At 62.4% G+C, this 23,141-nt stretch carries 21 protein-coding genes and 2 pseudogenes; 16 read left to right on the top strand and 7 right to left on the bottom strand.

The window, feature by feature from the left end:
• Window positions 1–83: 83 nt before the first annotated feature.
• The 7 genes from VG543_RS09015 to VG543_RS09045 all read right to left on the bottom strand — a co-directional run bounded on the left by VG543_RS09015 (window position 84) and on the right by VG543_RS09045 (window position 7,299).
• Entirely contained in the window at window positions 84–2,225 is a 2,142-nt protein-coding gene (locus VG543_RS09015; protein ID WP_423178406.1) for a TonB-dependent siderophore receptor, read from the bottom strand.
• Between the two features lie 236 nt (window positions 2,226–2,461).
• Window positions 2,462–4,165, bottom strand: coding sequence for an ATP-binding protein (locus tag VG543_RS09020; RefSeq protein ID WP_423178405.1), 1,704 nt, complete (start codon window positions 4,163–4,165; stop codon window positions 2,462–2,464).
• A gap of 217 nt (window positions 4,166–4,382) precedes the next feature.
• A complete protein-coding gene (locus VG543_RS09025; protein ID WP_058981376.1) occupies window positions 4,383–4,565 on the bottom strand; it encodes a hypothetical protein in 183 nt (60 codons plus the stop codon).
• 10 nt (window positions 4,566–4,575) lie between these two features.
• Window positions 4,576–4,824 carry a hypothetical protein gene (locus tag VG543_RS09030; protein ID WP_019660301.1) on the bottom strand — a complete coding sequence of 83 codons (249 nt, stop codon included), beginning with the start codon at window positions 4,822–4,824 and terminating at the stop codon, window positions 4,576–4,578.
• 253 nt (window positions 4,825–5,077) lie between these two features.
• Window positions 5,078–5,347: a hypothetical protein gene (locus tag VG543_RS09035; RefSeq protein ID WP_019660300.1), complete on the bottom strand. Its 270-nt coding sequence runs from the start codon at window positions 5,345–5,347 to the stop codon at window positions 5,078–5,080.
• A 196-nt stretch (window positions 5,348–5,543) separates the two neighbouring features.
• On the bottom strand, window positions 5,544–6,755 hold the full coding sequence (locus VG543_RS09040) for an MFS transporter (protein WP_019660299.1): 1,212 nt from the start codon (window positions 6,753–6,755) through the stop codon (window positions 5,544–5,546).
• A 247-nt stretch (window positions 6,756–7,002) separates the two neighbouring features.
• Window positions 7,003–7,299 (bottom strand): hypothetical protein, encoded by a 297-nt coding sequence (locus VG543_RS09045; RefSeq protein ID WP_227844464.1) that lies wholly within the window; start codon window positions 7,297–7,299, stop codon window positions 7,003–7,005.
• 130 nt (window positions 7,300–7,429) lie between these two features.
• Between VG543_RS09045 and VG543_RS09050 the strand changes: the two genes are divergently transcribed.
• The 16 genes and pseudogenes from VG543_RS09050 to VG543_RS09125 all read left to right on the top strand — a co-directional run bounded on the left by VG543_RS09050 (window position 7,430) and on the right by VG543_RS09125 (window position 22,926).
• Entirely contained in the window at window positions 7,430–7,687 is a 258-nt protein-coding gene (locus VG543_RS09050; protein WP_019660298.1) for a hypothetical protein, read from the top strand.
• Window positions 7,688–7,723: 36 nt separating this feature from the next.
• Window positions 7,724–9,403: a type IV secretory system conjugative DNA transfer family protein gene (locus tag VG543_RS09055; protein ID WP_019660297.1), complete on the top strand. Its 1,680-nt coding sequence runs from the start codon at window positions 7,724–7,726 to the stop codon at window positions 9,401–9,403.
• Between the two features lie 424 nt (window positions 9,404–9,827).
• Window positions 9,828–10,274, top strand: coding sequence for a hypothetical protein (locus VG543_RS09060; RefSeq protein WP_021202791.1), 447 nt, complete (start codon window positions 9,828–9,830; stop codon window positions 10,272–10,274).
• An 89-nt stretch (window positions 10,275–10,363) separates the two neighbouring features.
• Entirely contained in the window at window positions 10,364–11,419 is a 1,056-nt protein-coding gene (locus VG543_RS09065) for a virB8 family protein (protein WP_019660295.1), read from the top strand.
• The gene (locus VG543_RS09070) at window positions 11,416–12,195 is read left to right on the top strand and encodes a TrbG/VirB9 family P-type conjugative transfer protein (RefSeq protein WP_019660294.1); all 780 of its coding nucleotides are present in this window, start codon (window positions 11,416–11,418) and stop codon (window positions 12,193–12,195) included. Before VG543_RS09065 ends, VG543_RS09070 begins: the two co-directional genes overlap by 4 nt.
• Window positions 12,192–13,463, top strand: coding sequence for a TrbI/VirB10 family protein (locus VG543_RS09075; RefSeq protein ID WP_019660293.1), 1,272 nt, complete (start codon window positions 12,192–12,194; stop codon window positions 13,461–13,463). The genes VG543_RS09070 and VG543_RS09075 overlap by 4 nt, the downstream gene beginning before the upstream one ends.
• 14 nt (window positions 13,464–13,477) lie before the next feature.
• Window positions 13,478–14,521 carry a P-type DNA transfer ATPase VirB11 gene (gene virB11, locus VG543_RS09080; RefSeq protein WP_049415061.1) on the top strand — a complete coding sequence of 348 codons (1,044 nt, stop codon included), beginning with the start codon at window positions 13,478–13,480 and terminating at the stop codon, window positions 14,519–14,521.
• A 3-nt stretch (window positions 14,522–14,524) separates the two neighbouring features.
• Window positions 14,525–15,001 (top strand): annotated as a pseudogene (locus tag VG543_RS09085) (lytic transglycosylase domain-containing protein); the annotation flags it as partial.
• A 580-nt stretch (window positions 15,002–15,581) separates the two neighbouring features.
• The gene (locus VG543_RS09090; protein ID WP_058981388.1) at window positions 15,582–15,992 is read left to right on the top strand and encodes a TrbC/VirB2 family protein; all 411 of its coding nucleotides are present in this window, start codon (window positions 15,582–15,584) and stop codon (window positions 15,990–15,992) included.
• On the top strand, window positions 15,985–16,293 hold the full coding sequence (locus VG543_RS09095) for a type IV secretion system protein VirB3 (protein ID WP_019660289.1): 309 nt from the start codon (window positions 15,985–15,987) through the stop codon (window positions 16,291–16,293). The genes VG543_RS09090 and VG543_RS09095 overlap by 8 nt, the downstream gene beginning before the upstream one ends.
• An 81-nt stretch (window positions 16,294–16,374) precedes the next feature.
• Window positions 16,375–18,813 carry a VirB4 family type IV secretion/conjugal transfer ATPase gene (locus VG543_RS09100; protein WP_155029776.1) on the top strand — a complete coding sequence of 813 codons (2,439 nt, stop codon included), beginning with the start codon at window positions 16,375–16,377 and terminating at the stop codon, window positions 18,811–18,813.
• Between the two features lie 59 nt (window positions 18,814–18,872).
• Window positions 18,873–19,670 carry a hypothetical protein gene (locus VG543_RS09105; RefSeq protein WP_423178404.1) on the top strand — a complete coding sequence of 266 codons (798 nt, stop codon included), beginning with the start codon at window positions 18,873–18,875 and terminating at the stop codon, window positions 19,668–19,670.
• A 79-nt stretch (window positions 19,671–19,749) separates the two neighbouring features.
• Entirely contained in the window at window positions 19,750–20,913 is a 1,164-nt protein-coding gene (locus VG543_RS09110) for a type IV secretion system protein (RefSeq protein WP_312544454.1), read from the top strand.
• 33 nt (window positions 20,914–20,946) lie between these two features.
• Window positions 20,947–21,462, top strand: a complete 516-nt coding sequence (locus VG543_RS09115; protein WP_088375208.1) for a DUF4189 domain-containing protein — start codon at window positions 20,947–20,949, stop codon at window positions 21,460–21,462.
• Window positions 21,463–21,641: 179 nt separating this feature from the next.
• A pseudogene (locus tag VG543_RS09120) lies at window positions 21,642–22,349 on the top strand (type IV secretion system protein); the annotation flags it as partial.
• A gap of 193 nt (window positions 22,350–22,542) precedes the next feature.
• Complete coding sequence (locus tag VG543_RS09125; protein ID WP_160314159.1) at window positions 22,543–22,926, top strand: DUF4189 domain-containing protein; 384 nt, start codon at window positions 22,543–22,545, stop codon at window positions 22,924–22,926.
• The last annotated feature ends 215 nt before the right edge of the window (window positions 22,927–23,141 follow it).

The raw sequence follows: 23,141 nt of genomic DNA on the forward strand, positions 1-23,141 counted from the left end.
AAAGCATACCTGAATCGGGGGCGCATGCGCGGCCCGCCCCGCGGCTCGCCTGAATTCCTAAAAGGGGGGACCGGAGCAATGGCTCAGAAGCGGTAGGCCGCCTGCACATACACCCGTCGCGGCTCGCCCGGGAAATGCCCGTTGCGCTCGATGAAGCCGCTGGCCGCGTACACCTTGTCGAACAGGTTCTTGACGTTGGCCTGGAACTGCCACTGCTTCCACGTGGTCTTCCAGCTCATGTCGAACGCCGTGTAAGCCTTGACCGTCTGCCCATCCAGGCTGACACGCTGGCCCACATGGTCGGCGCCGAAGCCAATGGCCGAATTGATCGACGGCAGGTCGTAGCGCGTCCACAGGCCGAGCTTGTTGCGTGGCGCATTCGCGAAGCGGTCTCCGGAGGCATTGGTGATGCCGTTCGGGCCGGCATCCTTCACCCGTGCGTCGTTGTAGGCGTAGGTCAGGTTCACCACCCAGCGCTCGGTCACGTCGGCCAGCAGGTCCAGTTCCATGCCCGTGCTGCGTACCAGGCCCAGCGCGGCCAGCTGGTTCACGCCGTCCCGCACTTCGCCGGTGGCCTGCACGATCTTGCTGCGGTCGATGCGGTAGGCCGCCATGTTCAGGGTCACACGGTCGGCCAGCAGGGATTTCAGGCCGATTTCCCATTGCCTGCTGCGCTCAGCGTCGAAGGGCCCACCGGCTGCCGGATTCTGGTTGGCGGCACTCTGCGGCACGAAGCCGCTGGCGATGTTGGCATACAGGTTCACGCCGTCCCGGACGGTAAAGGTACTGCCCAGCCGCCAGCTGAGGTCGTTGCCATCCACGCTGCCACCAGTGATGCGATCGTCGTCCTGGAAACCATCCCAACGCAGTCCGGCCAGCACATGCCAGCGCGTGCCCAGTGCCAGCTCATCCTGCAGATAGCCACCGTAACGCTTGCTGCGGGCGGCGGTGCTGCGCCAGGGCAGGGCGACCAGGTTGTAGTCGTGCCAGGTGCTGGCGCCATAGACCGGGTTGAACAGATCGATGCCGCGCACCGGACCGGCGCCGCGTGCCAGGTCGGCACTGTTGGCGGTCTGCGCGGTGAAGTCGGCGTCGAGCTGGTAGACGTCGGCGCCGAACAGCACCTTGTGTTCGATACGGCCGGTGTTGATCCGCCATACGGCATTGCCGCTGGCGGTGAACGCCTCGTTGTCGCGGATCTGGTTGCGCAGCTGGCGCGTCATCCACTCGGCCACGCCATCGCGGTCACGGTCGATCAGCCCCATCGGTTCGTGGTACATCTGGTGCTCGTTGTTGCTGAACCAGCGCGCAGCAATATCCACGTCCAGCGTATCGAGCGGTGCGAAGCGATACTGCGCCAGCGCCACCCTGGCGCGCATGTCGAGGAAATCACTGGCCTCGTTGTGGTTCCATCGCCGGTCGGTCAGGAAGGTGCCGGCATCGTTCACTGGGACGCCCCGGAGCCGGTTGCCGCCCAGGTTCTGGGTGATGTCGGTGAACTGCAGCACCAGTTCGCCGGTCTGGCCGACATCGAAAGCCAGCGATGCATCGCCGATCACGCTTTCGCTGTCGGCGTTCCAGCGCACGCCCTGCTCGGTGTTGGCATACAGGCCGGCGCGATAGCGGATGCTGCCGCTGGCACTCAGCGGGCCGGTGCCTTCGATCGACCCGGCGCGGAAGTCCTTGTCGCCTGCCTGCAGCTCGATGCGGTGTTCGGCGCGCGCCTTGGGCTTGCGCGTCACATAGTTGATGACACCGCCCGCATCACCACCGCCGTACAGCGCACCGGCCGGACCCTTCAGCACTTCCACGCGTTCGATGTTGAACAGCTGCGGTACCGAGAAGCCTGCATAGGGATCACCGCGCAGACCGTCGTAGAGCACGTTTTCCTGGCGGAAACCGCGCAAGGTAACGCCGGCATAGCTGAAGAAGCTGATGCCGCTGATGCTGCGATACAGGTCGGTGACCTGACGCGCGGCCTGGTCGTCGATCAGCTCGCGCGGCACGACCTGGATCGACTGAGGGACCAGTTCCAGAGGCGTGTCAGTGCGGGTGCCGACAGCGGCATCGTTGGCGCGGTAAAGCGTCTGCGCGCGGCCGCGGACTTCGACCTTGTCCAGATCCTTCGGGGCGTCGGCCGGGGCTTGGGAGGCCAATGCAGGCGTCGCCAGGGAAAGGGACAGCGCCGCGCAGAGCGCGTTCTTCAGAAGGGCGGGAAGGGGCATGAGGGAGTCAGGATGGGCTGCAAATGAGAAAGATTAGCATTTGCAAAGGTTCGTGGCCCATCCCCCTTGGTGCGCTGTGGACGCAGGCTCGGGTGGGTGTACGGTGTGCCCGGCAAAGCCACCCGCACACCGGTGCGGCCCCGCACGTGCCATCAGCGGTGCGAGGTCGGCGACAAAGCGTCCGCGCTGGAGTCCTCACTGGAACGCGGATTCGGTTCGCTTCAGCAACGCGCCCGCTAGGGCGATGCCACCACGGCCTGCGCGCGGCGCGCGGCCTCGGTCATTACCGAGGCCAGCTGCTTCAACGAGTATGGCTTGCGCAGCAGGGTAAAGCCGTGGCCCGGATCCCGGGCAAGCAACTCGCTGTAGCCGCTGGTGAGGATGACGGGGAGCTCTGGCAGGCGGTCGCGGATGGTGCGGGCCAGATCCAGGCCGTTCATGCCCGGCATCACGACGTCGCTGAACACCACGTGGAAGCGCGAGGCATCCCGTTCCAGCTCCGCCAAGGCCTCGTCTGCATTGCGCGCAAGCATCACGCTGTAATCGAGCTCGCGCAGGGCGCCAACCGCAAATTCGGCCACGTCGACGTTGTCTTCCACCACGAGCACGCAGACGCCGTGGCCATGCTGCAGCCCCGATTGCGCCGCCGGCCGTTCCGTCGTTTCTCCTGCCTGCGCCAGCGGCAGGTACAGCGTAAAGCGGCTACCGGCGCCCGCCTGGCTCTGCACGTCCACCTCGCCTTCGGACTGCTTGACGAAACCGAACACCTGGCTGAGACCGAGCCCGGTCCCGGCACCGACGCTCTTGGTGGTGAAGAAGGGCTCGAAGATGCGGTCGACCACTGCAGGGTCGATGCCTGCGCCGGTATCGGTGACACTGATGGCAGCAAAGTCGCCCTTCATCGGGGCGGCGAAGCGCACCGAAGGCACCGCAGTGACCTGCTCCACTTCGATGGTCACCCTGCCGTGCCCGTCGATCGCATCGCGGGCGTTGACCGCGATGTTGATCAATGCGGTGTCGAGTTGGGTCCGGTCCAGCAGCACCGGCAACGGCGTACTGGGCAACGACAACGATACCTGGATGCGCGCGCCCAGAACCGTGGTGATGATATCCGAGAGCGCGCGCACGCTTTCGCACAGATCGAAGACCTCCGGCGACAGGCTCTGGCGGCGCGAAAATGCAAGGAGTTGCGCGGTCAGCTTGGTGGCGCGGTCCGATGCTGCTGCAATGGCCTGGATGTAGCGGCGTCGGTTGTCATCTGCCGGCCACGTGTGCAGGAGCATGTCCACCGAACCGGTGATGACCTGCAACAGGTTGTTGAAGTCGTGCGCCACGCCGCCGGTAAGCTGGCCGATCGCCTCCAGCTTCTGCGACTGGCGCAGCTGCTCGCGGGCGCGTACCAGTTCCAGGTGGGCTTCCCGCGCCTGCTCGGTGATCGCCGCGACCTGCCGGCTGTGCAGGTCGCGCTCGATCACCCGTTCGGTCTGCTCGCTCACCACGCACAGGATGCCGGCCACACTGCCGCAGCCGACGCGCAGCGGTGAATAGGAGAACGTCCAGAATGTTTCGCGCATCGAGCCGTCGCGATCCATCATCAATGGCAGGTTCTTGAAGCTGCGGCTGGTGCCGGCAAAGGCATCGTTGACCGCCTGCGCAACGTCCGGCCACACATCGGCCCAGACATCCTCCAGGCGGTTGCCCATCGCGCCGTGCAGCTTTCCTCCCAGCAAGGGCAGGTAGGCATCATTGAAGAAGAAGGCCTTGTCTTCCTTGCCCCAGGCGAGCCAGAGGGGTTCGGGCGAATCCAGGATCATCGCCAGCAACGTGCGAAGCTCGGCGGGGGCGCTGGCAGCATTGGCCGAGCGGGCCCAGTCACTGTCCTGCAGCAGTCGGTAGGCAAGCTGCTCAGGCGCCGAGACGGGCAGGGGAAAAGGATGCATGGCCGCCATTGGCGCAGGAAGGTGGCGCAGCATAGCCGAGTGGATGTCATGGCGCCCTGCACATCACCGGTATGAAGGGCATCACCACTTCGGTTGACGGGGCAGCGTTGCACCTCTGTCCTGCAGGTTGCCGCGATCGGGACCGCCGCGCGCTGCTCACTACGCCCGCGGACTCTGCCCCTGGCGGAAGGTCGCGAAGGCGGCCTGATCGCCGCGTCTAGTCCTCACGTGCGGTCCGCGCGGCGAGGGCGTCGCGGCCGGCGTCGGTGAGATCGATATCCCCGTCTTCCGCCTGTACCGCCAAACCCGCGTTGACTGCCCACGTCGCCGCGTCGCCGCGCACCGGTTGCGCAGCGGCGATTGCCTCCAGGATCTCCCGCTGTTGCGCCGTCATGCCCATGAGCCGGCCCTCAGATGCCCAGCAACGAGGTCGGTTGCCAATCCGACAGCCTGGCGTGGCTGACCGGTTGGTGGCAGCCGCACTCGTCGCAGCGGAACAGTGCTCCACCCGGAAGGTGAACCAGATTGTCTTCGCTGGCCGAACTGGTCGAGGAGCAATGCCGGCAGGTAACAGTGAGCGCAGTGATGCGCTGCACGCCGCCGGACAGATCGAACACGGCCTCGAATGCGCGAATGACAGGATGGGCAGTGTCCGGCATCTGGATCTCGACAGGGCAGGGAGGTTGGGAGATCGCATCGTCGCGCGTTGGCCGTGATGGCGCAGTCAGCCAGATGCATGGACACGATCAAGACAGGCGCGGCAATGGGGAGCGGTTCCTTTTCAGGGATCCTTTCCAATCAGGTCCCACGGCTTGTCACAGCCGTCGCGCTCGCTTGATCACACTCCACGCCCTTGTTGCAGCGGGTCCCGCAGGACAATGAAGGCGACAGAAGAAGTCCCGCCCTGCCGGCTCAGGCGATGCAGATCATCAGTACCGTGCACAGCACCAGCATCAGCACGAACACACGCCGGCTCAGCGCCAGGCACGCCAGATAGGCGGCCAGCGCCCATGCAGCCAGCAGCGCGCAGGCCACCAGCCACAGCCCGATGGCCATCACCGATCCGGCCGCCAATGCAGATAACGCGATGGCCTTGAACAGCGCCACGCCCAGCACACTGCCCAGCATGCCGGCCTGCAAGGCAATGGCATCGTGGTGGGCAGGAACGCGGTGGTGGCGCATTGCGGGTCCGGTGCAGGCCGAGGGGCGTCGGCTGCACTTTGCCCAAAGGCACATCCACGAAATGTGTTCATTGCACCCGAAGCGCGTGGTCGAGCATCCTTGGTGGAACACCCCTCGGCAGATTGCAGGTGCTGCCGGTACGAAGCGCCGTGCTGGTCAAGGCGCTGGCATCCACTTGCCTGTGAATGCCGGTTCTTCAGTGGCTGCCGGCGACGGCGGCCTTACGCTTCCTGTCCAGTGACACCGCCACGCACCACAGCAGCAGGCCGCCAATGGCAGTGGCCGCACCGACATAGCCGGTGCTGGCCGGGCTGAAGCCGGCGCTGATGGCCATGCCGCCCAGCCACGGGCCAAGTGCATTGGCAGTATTGAACGCAGCATGGTTGGAGGCCGCCGCCAGCGTCTGCGCTTCACCGGCCACGTCCATCAGGCGGGTCTGCAGCACTGCCGCCAGCGCGCCCATGGTGCCGACGGTGATGATCATCGGGCCGATCGTCCACACGGACTGCGCGGCCAGCGGATACAGCAGCAGCATCAGGATCGACCACAGCAGGACCACGGCGGCGGCCTTGAAGTGGAACCTGTCCACCAGCCAGCCACCGGCGATGTTGCCGATGATCGCGCCGATGCCGAACACGCCCACCGCCAGCGGCATCCACGATTCGGCCACGCCGGTGACCTGCACCAGGGTCGGAGCCAGGTAAGTGAACACGCAGAACATGCCAGCGAAGCCGACTGCGCCGATCGCCAACGCCAGCCACACCTGGGACGTGTTGAAGGCGCGCAGTTCGCGCATCGGCGAGGTGCGCACCTCGTCCGGATCCGGCAGCAGGAAGCGGGCGATCATCGCCACGGTGGCGATGGCCAGCACGCTGACCAGGGCAAAGGCGGTGCGCCAGCTCAGCTGCTGGCCCAGCCACGTGGTCAGCGGGTTGCCGACCAGGATTGCGATCGACAGGCCCAGCAGCACCCGCGACATCGCTTGGCCGCGCTGGCCGGCAGGGCTGATCGCCGCGGCCACCAGCATCGCAACGCCGAAGTAGGCGCCATGCGGGAGGCCGGCGACGAAGCGTGCCGCCAGCATGGTGCCGTAATTGGGTGCCAGCGCGCTGGCGAGGTTGCCCACCGCGTAGAAGCCCATCAGCGCCAACAAGAGCTTGCGGCGCGGGAAGCTGGCACCCACGAAGGCGAGGATCGGCGCACCGACGACAACGCCGATGGCATAGGCGCTGATCAGGTGACCGACCTGCGTTTCGGAGATCGACAAGCCGCGACTGATCTCCAGCATCAGGCCCATGCTGGCGAACTCGCTGGTCCCGATGGCGAAGCCACCCAGAGACAGGGCGAGGATGATCAGGGTGCGCTGACGGGGCGTCAGCCGCGCAGCCAGGGAAGAAGTGGGGCTCATGCGGGGGGCGCGACGGGGCGGGGGAGCCCCCCATTGTACTGCTGCACCGCAACAAGGGCAGCCGCGCTCAGGTAAATCAGCGTTCGATCAGTGACACGCCGCCCCCTGCTGTCCGTGCGGCCTGGTCAGATGCCCATCCCTGCCCGGGCGTGCGCGTACTTGCCGCGCAGGCGCCCGGCCGTCGCCGCGTCGAGCATCGCCAGGCGCTGCGGATCGGCGTTGTCATCCAGATCGGCCCTCTTCACCTTCAGTGCCAGCGGTGGGCGGCAATGCGCGCGTAGTAGCTGTCCGCGTCGGGGGCCGCGGCGCGCTTGAGCAGGTGCACCGCCTCGCGCAGCGGGGCGGGGAATGCCTCGATGCGTGCGGCAAACGCCGGGCAGTCCTCGGCCACATCATGCAGCCACGCCACCACTTCGGCGTCATCGTCGCCGCGCACCGCAGCCGCCACCCGTGCCACATGACCGATGTAAGGCTGGCCGGCCTTGTCCATCTGGCCGGCGTGCGCCTCGGTGGCCAGGGTGCGGGCAAGTGCTACCCAGTCCATATCGGTCTCCTTGGATATCGGCGCGCAGTTTCGCGCAAAAGCAGGGAGCGGTTGTCGATGCGGCGATGACACTGCGATGGGCATGATGGCTGGGCAGGGGCGCGGCGTCGCCCCGAGGAGGAGGAGTTCGATGCAGGAATTCAGGCATGTGCTGGAAACCCGTGGCCGCTACCAGCTGGTAGCGGTGTCCCACGAGCCGGTGTACGCTCCGGGCGATGTGGTCGGCCATGCGGTCGTTGCCGACGATGGGGATCGTCTGACCGACCTGGTATCGCTGGCCGAAGCGCGCCAGTTGCTGTTGCAACGGGTGCGTGAAGAGGGCGAAGAGCCCGGGCTGGAGAACGAAAATCACCTGCGGAAAAAGGCGTCGCGCTGGCGCCGCCGCTAGGCCGTCGCGCCCTCGTGCGCATCATGGAGGATTCGGGTGTTGCCCAGTAAGAAGTATCTGCTCATCGCCATCATCACGCTGGCGACCCTGCTGCTTGGTTTCGTGTTTTCCGGCTACCTGACGCTGCTGTTCCTGGGCCTGGATACCAAGCTGTTCACCTGGAACACCTACTACCAGTACTTCAACGCGCTGGACCAGCCACAGGTCGCGCCCTTCGTTGGCAAGATCCGATGGGCCGGCTACGTGGGCTTCGGCCTGCCGCTGCTGGTATTGGTGGTGACCGGCCTGGTGCTGCTGCTGAAGAAGGACAAGCGCTCGCTGCACGGCGATGCACGCTTTGCCACCGGCGCCGACCTGGCCAGGCATGGCATGTTCAAGAAGACCGGCCAGAGCATCGTGGTCGGCAGCCATGGTGGCAAGCTGGTGCGCCTGGATGGCCAGCAGTTCGTCATCCTGGCCGCGCCCACCCGCTCGGGCAAAGGCGTGGGCGTGGTCATCCCGAACCTGCTGGAGTACGGCGAATCGCTGGTGGTGCTGGACATCAAGCAGGAAAACTTCGACCTGACCAGCGGCTGGCGCGCCAGCCAAGGTCAGGAAATCTACCTGTTCAATCCTTTCGCCGAGGACCGGCGCACGCATCGCTGGAATCCGCTCAGCTACGTCTCCGACGATCCGGCGTTCCGCGTCTCGGACCTGATGAGCATCGCTGCGATGCTGTATCCGGATGGGGCCGAGGACCAGAAGTTCTGGGTCAGCCAGGCGCGCAACGCGTTCATGGCCTTCACCCTGTACCTGTTCGAGAACTGGGACGACGAGCGCAGCAGCGGTTTCCCGGGGGGCGCCGGCACGCCCACGCTCGGCGCGGTGTACCGGTTGTCCTCGGGCGACGGGACCGACCTGAAGAAGTACCTCAAGACCCTGTCGGAGCGGCCGTTCCTCAGTGCCAACGCACGTTCGGCCTTCGCCAACATGCTGTCGCAGGCGGACGAGACCTTCGCCTCGATCCTGGGCACCTTCAAGGAGCCGCTGAACCCCTGGATCAACCCGGTGCTGGACAAGGCCACCAGCAGCAACGATTTCCTGCTGACCGACGTCCGCAAGAAGAAGATGACCATCTACATCGGCATCCAGCCGAACAAGCTGGCCGAGAGCCGGCTGATCATCAACCTGTTCTTCAGCCAGCTGATCAACCTCAATACCAAGGAACTGCCCAGGTCCAACCCGGACCTGAAGTACCAGTGCCTGCTGCTGATGGACGAATTCACCTCGATCGGCAAAGTCGAGATCATCGCCTCGGCGGTGTCCTACATGGCTGGCTACAACATCCGCCTGCTGCCGATCATCCAGAGCATGGCCCAGCTCGATGCCACATACGGCCGCGAAGTCTCGCGCACGATCATCACCAACCATGCCCTGCAGATCCTGTACGCGCCGCGTGAGCAGCAGGATGCCAACGACTATTCGGACATGCTGGGCTACACCACGGTGCGCAAGAAGAACGTCACGCATGCCAGAGAGAAGACCCACAACTTCACCGAAGAGCGGCGTGCACTGATGCTGCCGCAGGAGCTGAAGGCGATGGGGCCCGACAAGGAAGTGTTCCTCTACGAAGGCATACCGCATCCGGTGAAATGCGACAAGATCCGCTATTACAAGGATCGCTATTTCACGTCCAGACTGCTGCCGAAGGTCGATGTTCCGATGCTTAACGTCTAATTCACGACGCTAAATTTGTGACTTGGATTCATATTCACTGAAGTGAAAACGTGAGGTAAGTCAAGAATTCGGCATCTGTTCATAGATTTTCAGACTTGTCTGACATGGAATTGACGCGTGGTTGTGCGACCCTATGTCTGTCGTCCAGAAATGTGTGCTGGATGTCAAAGATGTGGCAGTAGGGTGGCCAGGAGTTTGTGCCATGGAAACAAGGATGGTTTCGACGTTGGTGAGGTATGCGGGTGGGTTGTCGGCTATGTCCGGCGGCCCCGCAACTTGGTTGGCAGCCGTTGGCTGCAGGGGAGCCGGAGTGGGTGTGCCGCACGCAGCGCATCCCTCTGATTCCGGCGTGCGCGATGCAGCGCCGGACGACCAGGGGACCAATGCTCGGGACTGCTTTTTCGTACGTCAAAGTGAAGCCCGTATGAATCAGGCGTTTATCGCGAAAATGTCCATCGCCGCAGTGGCGGCGTTGATGGTGGCCGGTTGCGCCACCAAGTCCGCTCCCGATTTCGGAGGCCGCTGGAAGCCGGTCAACCGCTTTGCTGCGACAACGACCGAAATTCCGCTGTACTCCAGCTACGTCTACCAGGCCTCGCCGATGGATGGCACGCTCAAAGCCATGCTCGAGCGCTGGGCCAAGGATTCCGGGCGCACGCTGGACTACCGCCTCAGCTCGGATTTCACCCTGTATGGCGCGGTCTCGAAGATCGATACGACCAACGCGCAGCAGGCCGTGATCGATCTGACATCGGCCTATTCGGCGCAGGGTATCTCGGTCTCCATCGTTGGCAACCAGATCGTTGTGCAGAGCGCTGGCTCGACGCCGACCGCGTCGGCGCAGGGCGCTGATTCCAACAGCGGCACCTGAGTCCACCTCGAAATCATCGAACGTGCCGCTCCCCGCGCCTGTCGCAGGGGTGCCACGCCCATTGATGTTTCAGCAGTACGGAAGAATCCATGTTCCGCAAGAAGGATCCCGGCAATAGCCCCAAGGTCGAGCAGTCGGTCGCCAAGGCGGTCAGCTACGAGATCACCGTGGCCGACATGGCACGCCGCAGCGAGCGGCGTGCATGGTGGGTCGCCACAGGCTCATTGCTGATGTCGCTCGCACTGGCGGGCGGCTACTACTACATGCTGCCGCTGAAGGAAAAGGTGCCGTTCCTGGTGATGGCCGATGCCTACACGGGTACGGCGACCGTCGCGCGGTTGAGTGGCACCTTCCAGGGCGAGACGATCACCACCAACGAAGCGATCAATCGCAGCAACGTCGCCCAGTACGTGCTCGCGCGCGAATCGTATGACTCGGCGGTGATGGGCCTGCGTGACTGGGAACTGGTGTTCGTGATGTCCACCGATCCGGTGGCGCAGTCCATGCGTGTCCGCTATGCCGGCAACAATCCGCAGAACCCGTTCGTGATGTACGGTCGCGAGCGCGCCATCCGGGTCAAGATCCTCAGCATCACGCCATTGGGTGCCGAGCCGAACGGCAGCTTCCGCGGCGCTTCGGTGCGCATCCAGCGCAGCCTGCTGGACAAGCGCACCGGCGTCTCTACCTACCTGGACAACCAGCTGGTGACGATGCGCTTCGAGTACAACCAGAACCTGGCGTTGTCCGAACAGGATCGCATCCTCAATCCGCTGGCCTTCCAGGTCACCGAGTACCGCGTCGACAACGACTATTCGCGTGGCGTGCCGGTGCCGGATGACGGTGCCATGCAGGCGCAGGCGCAGCAGGCCGCACAGGCGGCGCAGCAGGCACAGGGTGTCTACGATCCCAACAATCCGGCCGCAGCCACCATGATCGACCCGGCCACCGGCCAGCCGGTCGCGGTGCCAGCCAACGGCCAGGTACCGGGCCAGGCAATGCCGGGACAGCCTGTACAGGGCCAACCGATGCCGGGTCAGCCGGTGCAGGGGCAAGCAATGCCGGGGCAGGCCATGCCCGGACAGCCGGCCATGAGGCCGGCGCAGAACAATTCCACCGGAACTGCTGATGGAGCAAGCAACCGATGAGTAGTCGAAATATCAGGGGAAGCGCGCTGGCGCTGCTGTCGATGTTGTCGTTGCTGTTCCCGGCAGCGGCGATGGCGCAGGCGGTTGACCACTACGAGTACGAGAAGGACCGCATCTATCCGGTTCGCACCGGCCTGGGCCTGACCACCCAGATCGAGTTGAGCCCGAACGAGAAGATCCTCGACTACAGCACCGGCTTCAGCAGCGGCTGGGAACTGACCCGTCGCGAGAACGTGTTCTACCTCAAGCCGAAGAACGTCGACGTCGACACCAACATGATGGTGCGCACCGAGACCCATTCCTACATCTTCGAACTGAAGGTGGTGGCCACCGACTGGCGCCAGCTGGAGCAGGCCCGTCGTGCAGGCGTGCAGTACAAGATCGCCTTCGTCTATCCCAACGACACCGTGTTCGGTGTCGCCCAGGAAGCGGTCGAGGAAGAGGCCAAACCGCTGTTGAGCTCGGAACTGGCCAAGGACCGCCAGTACAACTTCAACTACTCCTATTCGACCAGCAAGGCGAAGAAGATGGGGTGGCTGATCCCGGTCAACGCCTATGACGATGGCCGTTTCACCTATCTGAAACTGCCGAACTCGCCGGAGTACAAGACCGGCATCTTCCCGGCCGTGTTTGGTCGCGAAACGGAATACGGTGAAGACTTCGTGGTCAACACCACGGTTGAAGGCAATACGCTGATCGTGCACGGGACCTACCCGTACCTGGTCATCCGCCACGGCGACTTCGTCGTCGGCCTGCGAAGGAACGTGAAGAAATGAGCCAGCAGAACACTCCCGGAAACGACCCGAACAATGGACGCGACGAGAGCCAGAGCCCGTACGGCGCACAGGGTGCCGCGGACGCGCCGTCGAATCCCTACTTCGGCACGGCCCAGGCCGAGCCGGCGCCGGATCTGGACGCGGCCGCGCCGCAGCTGCGCTCGGCCGAAGAGCAGCGGCTGAACCGGAAGGCGCTGCTGTTCCTCGGTGGCATCGTGTTGCTGTTGGTGGCCATGGGCTTCCTGCTGTTCCGCAAGGGCCAGGATGACAAGGACGCTGCACAGAAGGTGCCGGAAGTCGCGCGTGTGTCCACGCCGACGCTGCCGGACGCTGTGCAGACGGATCCGGTTCCGTCTCAGGCGATGCAGCCCGTTGACCCGATTCCGATGCTGCCGCCGCCGCCGTCCGGGCCTACTCGCGCAGAACCGGCCTTCAGCATGAGCGAGCGCGAAGCCCCGCGGGGTCCGACGCTCGCCGAGCGCCGGATGGGAGCGTCGGGGAACGGCTTCGTTGGTGCTGGTGACAGCGCGGGCGGTGATGGGCAGGGGGGCCAGGAAGACGAGCTGACCCGTACCCTTCGCCTCCAGGCCCAGATGATGGGTGGACAGCAGAATGCAGCGCCGGCCCGGGTTCGTCGCGGCCCCGATGTTGATGACGTGTCCAATGCCAGCTACATCCGCAGTCCCGATGCGCTGCTGGTGCGGGGTACCTACCTGCGTTGCGTGCTGGAAACCCGCATCATCACCGATATCGCGGGCTACACTTCGTGCCTGCTGACCGAACCGGTGTACTCGATCAACGGCCGCAATCTTCTGCTGCCGAAGGGCTCCAAGATCTATGGCGCCTATGGCGGCGGTCCCACCGGCAAGCGGGTGGAAGTGATCTGGGATCGCATCACTACGCCGAATGGTATCGACGTGGCCATGTCCAGTCCGGGCGTGGATCAGCTGGGCGGCGCCGGGCATCCGGGCCAGTACAGCGCGCACTGGGGCAGCCGTATCGCCTCGGCGCTGATGATCAGTCTGCTGGCGGATGCGTTCAAGTACGCCGCTGCAGAGCATGGCCCGGAAACCACTACCGTGGCGAATAACGGCATGACCATCCAGTCGCCCTATGAGAGCGCCACCGCACGCACCATGGAGCGCTTGGCCAATGAATCGCTGAGCCAGCGTCGTCCGCCGACCGTCACCATCAACCAGGGCACGATCGTGAACGTCTACGTTGCAAAGGACGTTGACTTCACCAACGTGCTGAACCCCCGCCGGTAACCCAACGAACGATCATGGACGCCGAAGTGTCCCCCCTCGCCCTCGTCTCCAGCGATTTCCTGCGCTATCAGTACGAAGTGCTGGGCATCGCCGAGTACATGACTTCTCCGGAAGTGACGGAAATCTGCATCAACCGTCCCGGCGAGCTGTACCTGGAAACCCGGGCGGGGTGGCAGCGGGTGGACGTGCCGAGCCTGACGTTCGAGCGGGCCCGGCAGTTCTGCACGGCAGTGGTGAACGAGAGCAACACCGGCCAGCGCATCACCGATGCCGATCCGGTGGTGTCGCTCACGTTCCCCACCGGCCAGCGTGCGCAGTTCGTGATTCCGCCGGCCTGTGACGCGGGGAAGGTGTCGATCACCATCCGTTTGCCGTCCAAGCACACCAAGTCGCTCAGCCAGTATCACGAAGATGGTTTCTTCAACCAGATCCTGGAAAGCGATGGCAGCATCAGCGAGCAGGATCGTGAGCTGCTGGAGCTGCGCCATTCGCGCGAATACGCCGAGTTCTTCCGGCGTGCGGTGATGTACCGCAAGAACATCGTGGTATCCGGTGCGACCGGCAGCGGCAAGACCACCTTCATGAAGGCGCTGGTCAACCATATCCCGGACAACGAGCGCCTGGTCACCATCGAGGATGCACGCGAGCTGTTCCTGACCCAGCCCAACGTGGTGCACCTGTTGTATTCCAAGGGCGGGCAGAGCACCAGCAATGTGACGGCCAAGAGCTGCATGGAAGCCTGCCTGCGCATGAAGCCCGAACGCATCATCCTCGCCGAGCTGCGCGGTGACGAGGCGTTCTACTTCATCCGCAACTGCGCGTCCGGCCACCCGGGGTCGATCACCAGCTGCCACGCCGGCAGTCCGGAACAGACCTGGGACCAGCTGGCGCTGATGGTGAAGGCTTCAGCCGAAGGTTCGGGCCTGGAGTTCAACGTGATCAAGCGGTTGTTGATGATGACCATCGACATCGTCGTGCATATCAAGGCGCATGCCGGCTCGCGCTACATCACCGGCATCGACTTCAATCCTGGGCGTGCCCAGGGGCAGGAGGGCTGACCAATGCTGCCAGGACTGGAAATGATGGCGTGCCCGGAAATGGCCGTCTCGATGGACGTGATGCAACACGTCATCAACGTGGAGTCGTCGCGCAACCCGTATGCCATCGGCGTGGTCGGCGGTGCACTGGTGCGTCAGCCCAAGGCGTTGGATGAAGCGCTGGCGACGGTGCGCATGCTGGAAGAGAAGGGCTACAACTTCTCGATCGGGTTGGCCCAGGTCAATCGCTACAACCTGGGCAAATACGGGCTGGATTCCTACGAGAAGGCCTTCCAGCAGTGCCCGAACCTGCAGGCCGGCTCGCGCATTCTCGCCGAGTGCTACAAGCGCTCCGGTGGTGACTGGGGCAAGTCGTTCAGCTGTTACTACTCGGGCAATTTCGAGACCGGCTTCCGTCACGGCTACGTGCAGAAGATCTACGACTCGATCCGCCGCGGCCAGCAGGTCGCCAGCAATGGTGTCGCACCGATCGACGTGGTCAGTCGCGGTGAGCGCCGTGCAGTGAAGGTCGAGCATCATCCGCAGCTCGCTTCGCCGGCGCAGGCGCGCATCGTTGCACAGTCCAATGGCCCGGTGTACGTGCCGTCGGAAGATCCCGCACGCGCCTATGTCGTGTACCCGTCCACCGGTGCGATGGCGCGGGGCAGTCTGCTGAATCTCGCCGACCAGGCGCTGTCCAAGGTGGTGCTGGGTTCAGTGGACAGGATGATGCAGCCCCAGGCGCAGCCCAACCAAGAGGCCACCTATCCCCAGCAACAGGCCGGTGGCATGCCGCAGCAGCTGCCCAAACAGCGTGCTGCGCAGGCGATGGCCATGCCGCAGCAGTTGCCGGGCGCTGCCGGTGCCACCAATGAGGGGCCCGTGATGCTGCGGCCCTGGAGCGAGCGGAACCAGCCTGTGGCGGGTGCCGACAATTCGTACAACGCGCCGGTGCAGACCGCACCGGTGCAGCAGATTCCCGCAGGGGATGCGGCCTTCGTGTTCTGACGAAGTCGTGGTGCGGCCAGTCCCCCGGCTGGCCGATTCAGTTGTGTTAGTCCATCAACAAGGAAATCAATCCATGAAGCGATCCAATCTCGACCTCGTCCAGGCCCAGCGCACGCTGAAGACCCTGCTGATGGCCACGGTTTTCGTCGGCGCCATGTTCGCCCCGCAGGTCTTCGCCAACGGTGCCGTCGACTTCGGCGGCACCGACAAGAAGGTGTGCGGCTTCTTCAACAACATCAACGGCCTGCTGAACATCGCCTCGATCGCCGTGGTCACCATCGCGGTGATCTTCGCCGGTTATCAGATCGCGTTCGCGCACAAGCGCATCGCTGACGTTGCACCGATTCTGATCGGCGGCGTGCTGATCGGCGCTGCGGGCCAGATCGCGCGCATGCTGCTGGGTGATGGTAGCGACGGCAAGTGTGGTGGTGGCACCAGCACCTCCTACCTGATCAACCATGTGATCCAGTACTACAGTGCATAAGAACGTCGTGTTCCGCGGCTGCACGCGCCCAGCGATGTTCCTGGGCGTGCCCTATCTGCCATTTTTCATGGTGGCAGGTGGCTTGCTGCTGCTCAGCATGTACACGAACTTCTGGTTCCTGCTCACCATTCCGGTGGCGGTCTTCATCATGCGGCAGATGGCCAAGCGTGACGAAATGATCTTCCGCCTGTTGGGCCTGCGCCTGATGTTCAAGCTGAAAGTCCGCAACGTGCAGGAACACGATGGCATGTGGGTGTTCAACCCCAACCATTACCGCGACAAGCCGGCCCGAATGGATTGAGGTCCGGATCCGGCCTGGCGGGCGTCCGCGCCCGTCGGGTCTGTTGAAACTTTTTGGCAGTACCTCTTTGGAAGCAGTCGTATGTTCAGCCCAGACACCTCCATCAGCGAGTTCATTCCATTGTCGTCGCACGTCGCCCCGAACGTGGTCAAGACCACGGGCGGCGACTACCTGCTGACCTGGCATCTGGAAGGGCTGCCGTTCGTCGGCCGTGAGGAGTGGGAGCTTGAGCATCGCCACAACACGTTCAACCGCCTGCTGCAGACGCTGCGCGCGCCGGATTTCGTCAACGTCGCCTTCTGGGTGCACGACATCCGTCGTCGCCGGACCCTGAAGGGCAGGAGCAACTACAAGCAGCGCTTCAACCAGGATGTGTCCGATCAGTACATGGGCATGTTGTCCTCACAGCGCATCATGCAGAACGAGCTGTACCTGACCATGATCTACCGCCCCGTGGTGGCGGGTAAGCGTTTCGTCGAGAAGTCGGCGAACGTGGACAAGCTGCGCGCCGAGCAGGAGCAGGCAGTAGAAAAGTTGATGGAGCTGGCCGGCAACGTCGAGGCCGTCATCCGCGACTATGCGCCGTACCGCCTGGGAATGTACGAGGCAAAGAACGGCGTGGTGTTCTCTGAAACGCTAGAGCTGTTCGGCTACCTGATCAATCGCATCGACGAGCCGGTGCCGGTGCTGTCGGCACCGATCAAGGACTACCTGCCAGTGAGCCGGCACATGTTTTCGGCCAAGACCGGTGACTTCGTCATCAACACCCCCAACGGTGCCAACCACTTCGGCGCCATCCTGAACATCAAGGAATATGCTGAGGGAACGTACCCGGGCATCCTCAACGGCCTGAAGTACCTGGACTACGAGTACGTCATCACCCATTCGTTCAGCCCGATGGGGCGCCAGGACGCGCTCAAGGTGCTCGACCGCACCAAGGGCATGATGATCTCCTCCGGCGACAAGGCGGTCAGCCAGATCGTCGAGCTGGACCAGGCGATGGATCAGCTCTCGTCGGGCAATTTCGTGCTCGGCGAATACCACTTCATCATGGCAGTCTACGGCGACAGCCAGGCCAAGCTGTCACAGAACGTGGCCACGACGCGCGCCGAGCTGTCCAATGCCGGTTTTGTGTCGACCAAGGAAGATCTGGCGGTTACCTCGTCTTTCTACTCGCAGCTGCCGGCCAACTGGCGCTACCGCACCCGCCTGGCCAATGTCAGCTCGCTGAACTTCCTGGGCCTGTCGCCACTGCACAACTTCGCGACCGGCAAGCAGCACAACAACCCGTGGGGCGACTGCGTCACCACGCTGCAGACCACCAACGGCCAGCCGTACTACTTCAATTTCCACGCGACCCATCCGTCAGAGAACTCGTTGGGCGAGAAGGCGATCGCCAACACCATGGTGATTGGTAAGTCCGGTACCGGTAAGACCGCACTGATCAACTTCCTGCTCAGCCAAGTGCAGAAGTATGAGCCGTCACCGACCATCTTCTTCTTCGACAAGGATCGGGGTGCGGAGATCTTCGTGCGCGCCTGCGGTGGTAACTATCTGGCCTTGGAGAACGGCGCGCCGACCGGGTTCAACCCGTTCCAGTGCGAGAACAATGAAGCCAACGTGCAGTTCCTGGCCGACTTGATCAAGGTGCTGGCCGGCAAGCGTGAGTACAGCGCCCGCGAGGAAGAGGACATCTACCGCGCAGTGGAAAGCATGCTCGATACGCCCATGCACCTGCGCAGCATGACCAACTTCCAGAAGAGCCTGCCCAACATGGGCGACGATGGGCTCTATGCGCGCATGCGCCGCTGGACCTCAGGCAACTCGCTGGGCTGGGTGTTCGACAATCCGGTCGACACCGTTGACCTGAGCAAGGCCAACATCATCGGCTTCGACTACACCGATATCATCGACAATCCCGAAGTGCGCGTGCCGGTCATCAATTACCTGCTGCACCGCCTGGAGTCGCTGATCGATGGTCGTCCGCTGATCTACGTGATGGACGAATTCTGGAAGATCCTGGACGGCGAGGGTGGCCTGAAGGAATTCGCGAAGAACAAGCAGAAGACCATCCGTAAGCAGAACGGTCTGGGCATATTCGCAACGCAGAGCCCGGAAGATGCGCTGAAGAGTGACATCTCGGCTGCACTGATCGAACAGACCGCCACGCTGATCCTGCTGCCGAACCCGAATGCCAGCAAGAGCGATTACATGGACGGCCTGAAGCTGACCGAGGCCGAGTTCAGGGTGGTTACCGCCCTGGACGAGCGCTCGCGCTGCTTCCTGGTCAAGCAGGGCCATGCGTCCAGCGTCTGCCAGCTCAACCTGCGTGGGATGGACGACATCCTGTCGGTGATCTCGGCCTCGACCGACAACATCGACATCATGCATCGGGTGTTGCAGACCGCTGCAGTCCGCAATCGGATCACCGTGGACGAGCTCACGCCGGAACAGTGGTTGGAAGATTTCTACAAGAACCGGAAGGGTTCGGGGAAGGAACCCCGTTCCGACGCTGCCTGACGGCAGCGCAAGCAGGAGACAGGCAAGTGGATGTCAATCTGAACAACAGGAGTTTTGCCATGAACAACGTCAAGCGTCGGGCCAGCGCCCGCAAGGTACTCAAGCCGGTGGCCAAGGTGCTGGGTGTTGCCTTGGCGCTGTCTGCCACCAATGCTGGGGCATTTGGTCCGGTGCAGGAAACCGGTCCAGCGCTGATGCAGCACATCTGGAACCAGTTCAATACCCTGCAGTCCAAGGTGCAGGAGAAGACCCAGTTCGTCAGAGAAAATACACAGTGGCTTCAGGACTGGAACCAGACCATCAAGGAGTATGACGAGATGCTGGTTCAGGTGCAGGGTATCGTCAACAACTTCGGCCTTCCTTCCGCTGCACAGCTGACGCCCGTTTCGCCCAAGTACCTGGTCGCTGAAACCTGTGGCACCGGCGCAGATTTGAAAGACATGCTGCCCAACATCATTTTCAATTCAAAGGGCGACTGGAAGAGCCAGCAGACGCAGATCTGCGTGAACATCCGCATGATGCAGAATCGCAAATACAACGATGCGGTTTACTTCATGCAGACGACCGGGCCTGCGTTCCTGAAGAGCATGGATGACATCGCCCAGTTGCGTTTTGGTAGCAATCGGCTCGGTGACATGAACGCAGTGGCGAACGACTCGATGCGTACTGCGAACGAAATGAACGCAACGATCAAGAACTTTGAAGCCCGGATCAAGGCATACGACGCCTACATCGATGTGATGGAGGCCAATCAGAAGGTCGTGGCCCAGTCTGCGCTCAAGGGCGATCCAACCAAGACCGTCATCAGTGACCTGGTCAAGACAGCAGCGCTGAAGACGGCGTTGTCCATCGACTGATGCGTGGAATGAAGCACCTGAGGTTCGAGTCCCTACGGGGCGCCTCAAGCGATAGCGGTATCACCAAGGGAATGTGGGTATGACGATCAGGTCGATTGCCAACTTTGATTTTTCGGGCGGATTCCAGGATTTGATGGGGCACGTGGCGCGCGTCCAGTCGGTCGGCGACTTCGTTTTCTTCAAGCTGATCCTGGATTATCTGCGGGAGCGAATCGGCAAGTTCGGCTTCGACGTCATGGACAACATGATGGCGTGGGTGGGCGGAATGGCGCTGACCCTCATGACCTTGTGGGTCCTCATTCAGGGCTATCGTATCGTCACCGGACGTAGCCGCGATTCGATGATGATCTTGGTGACCAACATGGCGCGCGCCGCACTGATCGTGGCTGTAGCGACAAGCATGGGCATGTTTGGCCGGGATCTTCATGGATTCCTGACCGAGGACGTGAAGGGTCTCATCACCCATGTCGTTACCGGGAAGGATCAGAAGCCCGAGGAGCAGATCGACAAGAGCTTGGCCTGGATGCAGGTTGCGCTGTCCAGTGTGGATGGAATCAAGATCCTGAATGACCCGGGGCTGCAGGAAGACAAGACACGAGCCATGTGGTTCATCGGCTTGGGTACGGGCGGCCCGGCGGTGACTGCTGGCTCGATGCTGTTGCTCTATGAGGTCGCGATGGCGTTGTTCATCGGTTTCGGCCCACTGTTCATCCTCTGTCTGTTGTTCGATCAGACCAAACAATTGTTCCAGCGATGGCTGTTCTACGGAATCGGGACCATGTTCTCGATGGCGGTGCTGTCGGCAATGGTGTCCATTGCATTGGATATGGTGATCCGCGTGTCTTCCTCGTTCTGGGCGACGGCGCTGGTGAACAGGTTCCTGCTTGACGGGGCTTCCAGCGACGGTATGACCAGTCAGGCGATGCAGCAGGGTGGCATGGGCCTGATTCTCACGACCCTGATCCTGACCGCTCCCCCAATGGCAGCGATGTTCTTCCAGGGCACGCTGGGTAGCTTCATGGCATATTCGCAGATAGGCGGCAGCCCGGTTGCTGCTGCGCCGGGCCCGAATGGGCAGCCGCCGGGTAGCTACTACACGCCGGCCGCTCCGGAGAAGGGGCAGTCCGGCCAAGACAGTGGTGCGCATGATCGACATGCGACCGCACGTTCAACCCTTCCGTCGTCGGAATCCTCCAGGGTTGCCGAAACCGGTCTCAGAGCTGCACATCCCGGCAATCAATAGCCCCCATGCGTACGGAGTAGAAGTGTGAAATACATGTTTCCTCTCATTCTTGTCGGCTTGCTCCTATGTTTGTTTGTGGCGGGTGAGGCGAGAGCGGAAGGGCGTTGTCCGCCAGGGCAGTACCCCATTGGTGGTCAGGGCGTAGGTGGATGCGCACCTATTCCGGGCTCCGGTACCGGTGGCGTCCAGAGCGGCCCCATTGCTACTGGGCGTTGGATCAAGACTTGGGGGGCTATTGCGGGGGCGGCAAGCACGGGCGATATGGGGGCTTCCGTTGGAAGGCGCTCCAAGCGAGAGGCTGTCTCAGAAGCGCTTGCTCGGTGCGCGACACATGGAGCGAAAGACTGCAAGATCGATACAACGTACAAGAACCAGTGCGTCGCATATGCTGACCCTGAGCCGGGCAGTAAGGGAATAGTTTCTATTTCAGTCGCCGGCTCAAGAGAGGACGCGACCAGTCGGGTTCTCTCCTACTGCGCGAAGAACGGTGGAGGGCAGTGCAAGGTGTTGTACACGGATTGTGCTGAGCCAATATTTGAATCTTTCTAAGCTATGCCAGTCGAATCATGGACGGGATCCTTGAATCGGCCTTTGCATGTTGGGAATGGCCTGCTGAAGAGCAGGCCATCTCATTTGTGGGTGAGCTGGAACGGCCGATCTAGGTGGTAATGTTGAGTGTGTGACCTTGCCCCTGAATTTCGTATCCCATAGCCGGGACCAGGAAGCGGATGCAGGTGGCGCTGTCGAGCATTGATGGCATCAAGATCCTGAATGATCCAGGGTTGCAGGCGGACAAGACGCGGGCGCTGTGGTTCATCGGCATGGGCACGGGCGGTCCGGCCGTCACCGCTGGTGCGATGTTGCTGCTCTACGAGGTCGCGCTGGCGCTGTTCATCGGCCTGGGTCCCTTGTTCATTCTGTGTCTGCTGTTCGACCAGACCAAGCAGCTGTTCCAGCGATGGCTGTTCTACGGCATCGGCACGATGTTCTCGATGGCGGTACTGGCAGCGATGGTATCGATCGCGCTGGACATGGTGATCCGTATCTCGACCGCGTTCTGGACCACCGCCCTGGTCAACAAGTTCCTGCTCGAGGGCGCCTCCAGCGACGGCATGACCAGCCAGGCGATGCAGCAGGGCGGCATGGGATTGATCCTGACGACCTTGATTCTGACTGCGCCCCCAGTGGCGGCCATGTTCTTCCAGGGCACGCTGGGTAGCTTCATGGCATATTCGCAGATAGGTGGCAGCCCGGTGGCACAGGCGCCGGGGCCAAGTGGGCAGCCACCGGGTAGCTACTATGCGCCGGCCCAGACAAAGGATCATTCCAGTGCTCCATCGGTCAGTTCCGGCCATGGCGCGACTTCTGGTTACGGTATCGGGCGCTCAGGTGAGGTCAAGAAAGATACTGGAAAGTATGGGCAGGTGGGCGCCTGAGCGTGGATTGACAGTGTCGAATGATAAAGGTGTGCGTATGAAGTGCATTGTCGTACTTTTGCTGCTCGTTATTTCTAATGTGGCGTTGGCAGAAGGACGTTGCCCCCCAGGGCAGTACCCCGTGGGAGGTCAGGGTGTAGGAGGTTGTGCGCCAATTCCCGGTGGTCAAGCTGGTGGTGAGAGCAGTGGCCCCATGCCAACCGGTAAATGGGAAACCCGATGGGGTGCTTTGGCGCAAGACACAGACCATCAAGTCGGCCAGAATTTGGCGATTGGTGTGGCAGAGGTTAAAAAAACAAAGAGAGAAGCTAGGTCCCTCGCGCTTTCTGAATGTCAGCGCATGGGGGGGCAGAAGTGTAAAGTTATTCTTGAGTATCACAATCAATGCGCCGCGCTAGCTGGCCCGGTGATTGGTTCAGTACCCCTCGTCGACGTGAAAACTGTGGCGTATCGATCACCTAATGAAGAAGATGCGAAGGTGGAATCAGTGCGCCGTTGTGAGTCCGAGGGTAAGGGTCGCAGTTGTACTGTTATCTACTCTGCCTGCAGCATGTCTGAGTTTAAGCCCTTCCGCTGATGTGAATCCTGGCGTTGGGTTGATGTTGTGAATAATGACATTTTGTTTGTTGTTTTAGAGGGTGGCCTGCTGAGAAGTGGGCCGCTTCTATTTTTCGCTTGAGACGTCTACTTTGCACTAAGGTTGGGTGTCGCTGTTCACAGGTTTAGTCTACGTGAGAGTGTCGAGCGCTCTTGGAGAGCAAGCTTCGGTCTGAAATTCATTTGCCTGCTGGC

This window comes from Stenotrophomonas sp. CASM101 (assembly GCF_049384845.1).
Classification (GTDB): domain Bacteria; phylum Pseudomonadota; class Gammaproteobacteria; order Xanthomonadales; family Xanthomonadaceae; genus Stenotrophomonas; species Stenotrophomonas hibiscicola.

Bases quoted from the DNA above. Each gene is read 5' to 3' on its own strand.
- VG543_RS09015 (WP_423178406.1), bottom strand. From the start codon at position 2,225: ATGCCCCTTCCCGCCCTTCTGAAGAACGCGCTCTGCGCGGCGCTGTCC.
- VG543_RS09020 (WP_423178405.1), bottom strand. From the start codon at position 4,165: ATGCATCCTTTTCCCCTGCCCGTCTCGGCGCCTGAGCAGCTTGCCTAC.
- VG543_RS09025 (WP_058981376.1), bottom strand. From the start codon at position 4,565: ATGGGCATGACGGCGCAACAGCGGGAGATCCTGGAGGCAATCGCCGCT.
- VG543_RS09030 (WP_019660301.1), bottom strand. From the start codon at position 4,824: ATGCCGGACACTGCCCATCCTGTCATTCGCGCATTCGAGGCCGTGTTC.
- VG543_RS09035 (WP_019660300.1), bottom strand. From the start codon at position 5,347: ATGCGCCACCACCGCGTTCCTGCCCACCACGATGCCATTGCCTTGCAG.
- VG543_RS09040 (WP_019660299.1), bottom strand. From the start codon at position 6,755: ATGAGCCCCACTTCTTCCCTGGCTGCGCGGCTGACGCCCCGTCAGCGC.
- VG543_RS09045 (WP_227844464.1), bottom strand. From the start codon at position 7,299: ATGGACTGGGTAGCACTTGCCCGCACCCTGGCCACCGAGGCGCACGCC.
- VG543_RS09050 (WP_019660298.1), top strand. From the start codon at position 7,430: ATGCAGGAATTCAGGCATGTGCTGGAAACCCGTGGCCGCTACCAGCTG.
- VG543_RS09060 (WP_021202791.1), top strand. From the start codon at position 9,828: ATGAATCAGGCGTTTATCGCGAAAATGTCCATCGCCGCAGTGGCGGCG.
- VG543_RS09065 (WP_019660295.1), top strand. From the start codon at position 10,364: ATGTTCCGCAAGAAGGATCCCGGCAATAGCCCCAAGGTCGAGCAGTCG.
- VG543_RS09070 (WP_019660294.1), top strand. From the start codon at position 11,416: ATGAGTAGTCGAAATATCAGGGGAAGCGCGCTGGCGCTGCTGTCGATG.
- VG543_RS09075 (WP_019660293.1), top strand. From the start codon at position 12,192: ATGAGCCAGCAGAACACTCCCGGAAACGACCCGAACAATGGACGCGAC.
- virB11 (WP_049415061.1), top strand. From the start codon at position 13,478: ATGGACGCCGAAGTGTCCCCCCTCGCCCTCGTCTCCAGCGATTTCCTG.
- VG543_RS09090 (WP_058981388.1), top strand. From the start codon at position 15,582: ATGAAGCGATCCAATCTCGACCTCGTCCAGGCCCAGCGCACGCTGAAG.
- VG543_RS09100 (WP_155029776.1), top strand. From the start codon at position 16,375: ATGTTCAGCCCAGACACCTCCATCAGCGAGTTCATTCCATTGTCGTCG.
- VG543_RS09105 (WP_423178404.1), top strand. From the start codon at position 18,873: ATGAACAACGTCAAGCGTCGGGCCAGCGCCCGCAAGGTACTCAAGCCG.
- VG543_RS09110 (WP_312544454.1), top strand. From the start codon at position 19,750: ATGACGATCAGGTCGATTGCCAACTTTGATTTTTCGGGCGGATTCCAG.
- VG543_RS09115 (WP_088375208.1), top strand. From the start codon at position 20,947: ATGTTTCCTCTCATTCTTGTCGGCTTGCTCCTATGTTTGTTTGTGGCG.
- VG543_RS09125 (WP_160314159.1), top strand. From the start codon at position 22,543: ATGCCAACCGGTAAATGGGAAACCCGATGGGGTGCTTTGGCGCAAGAC.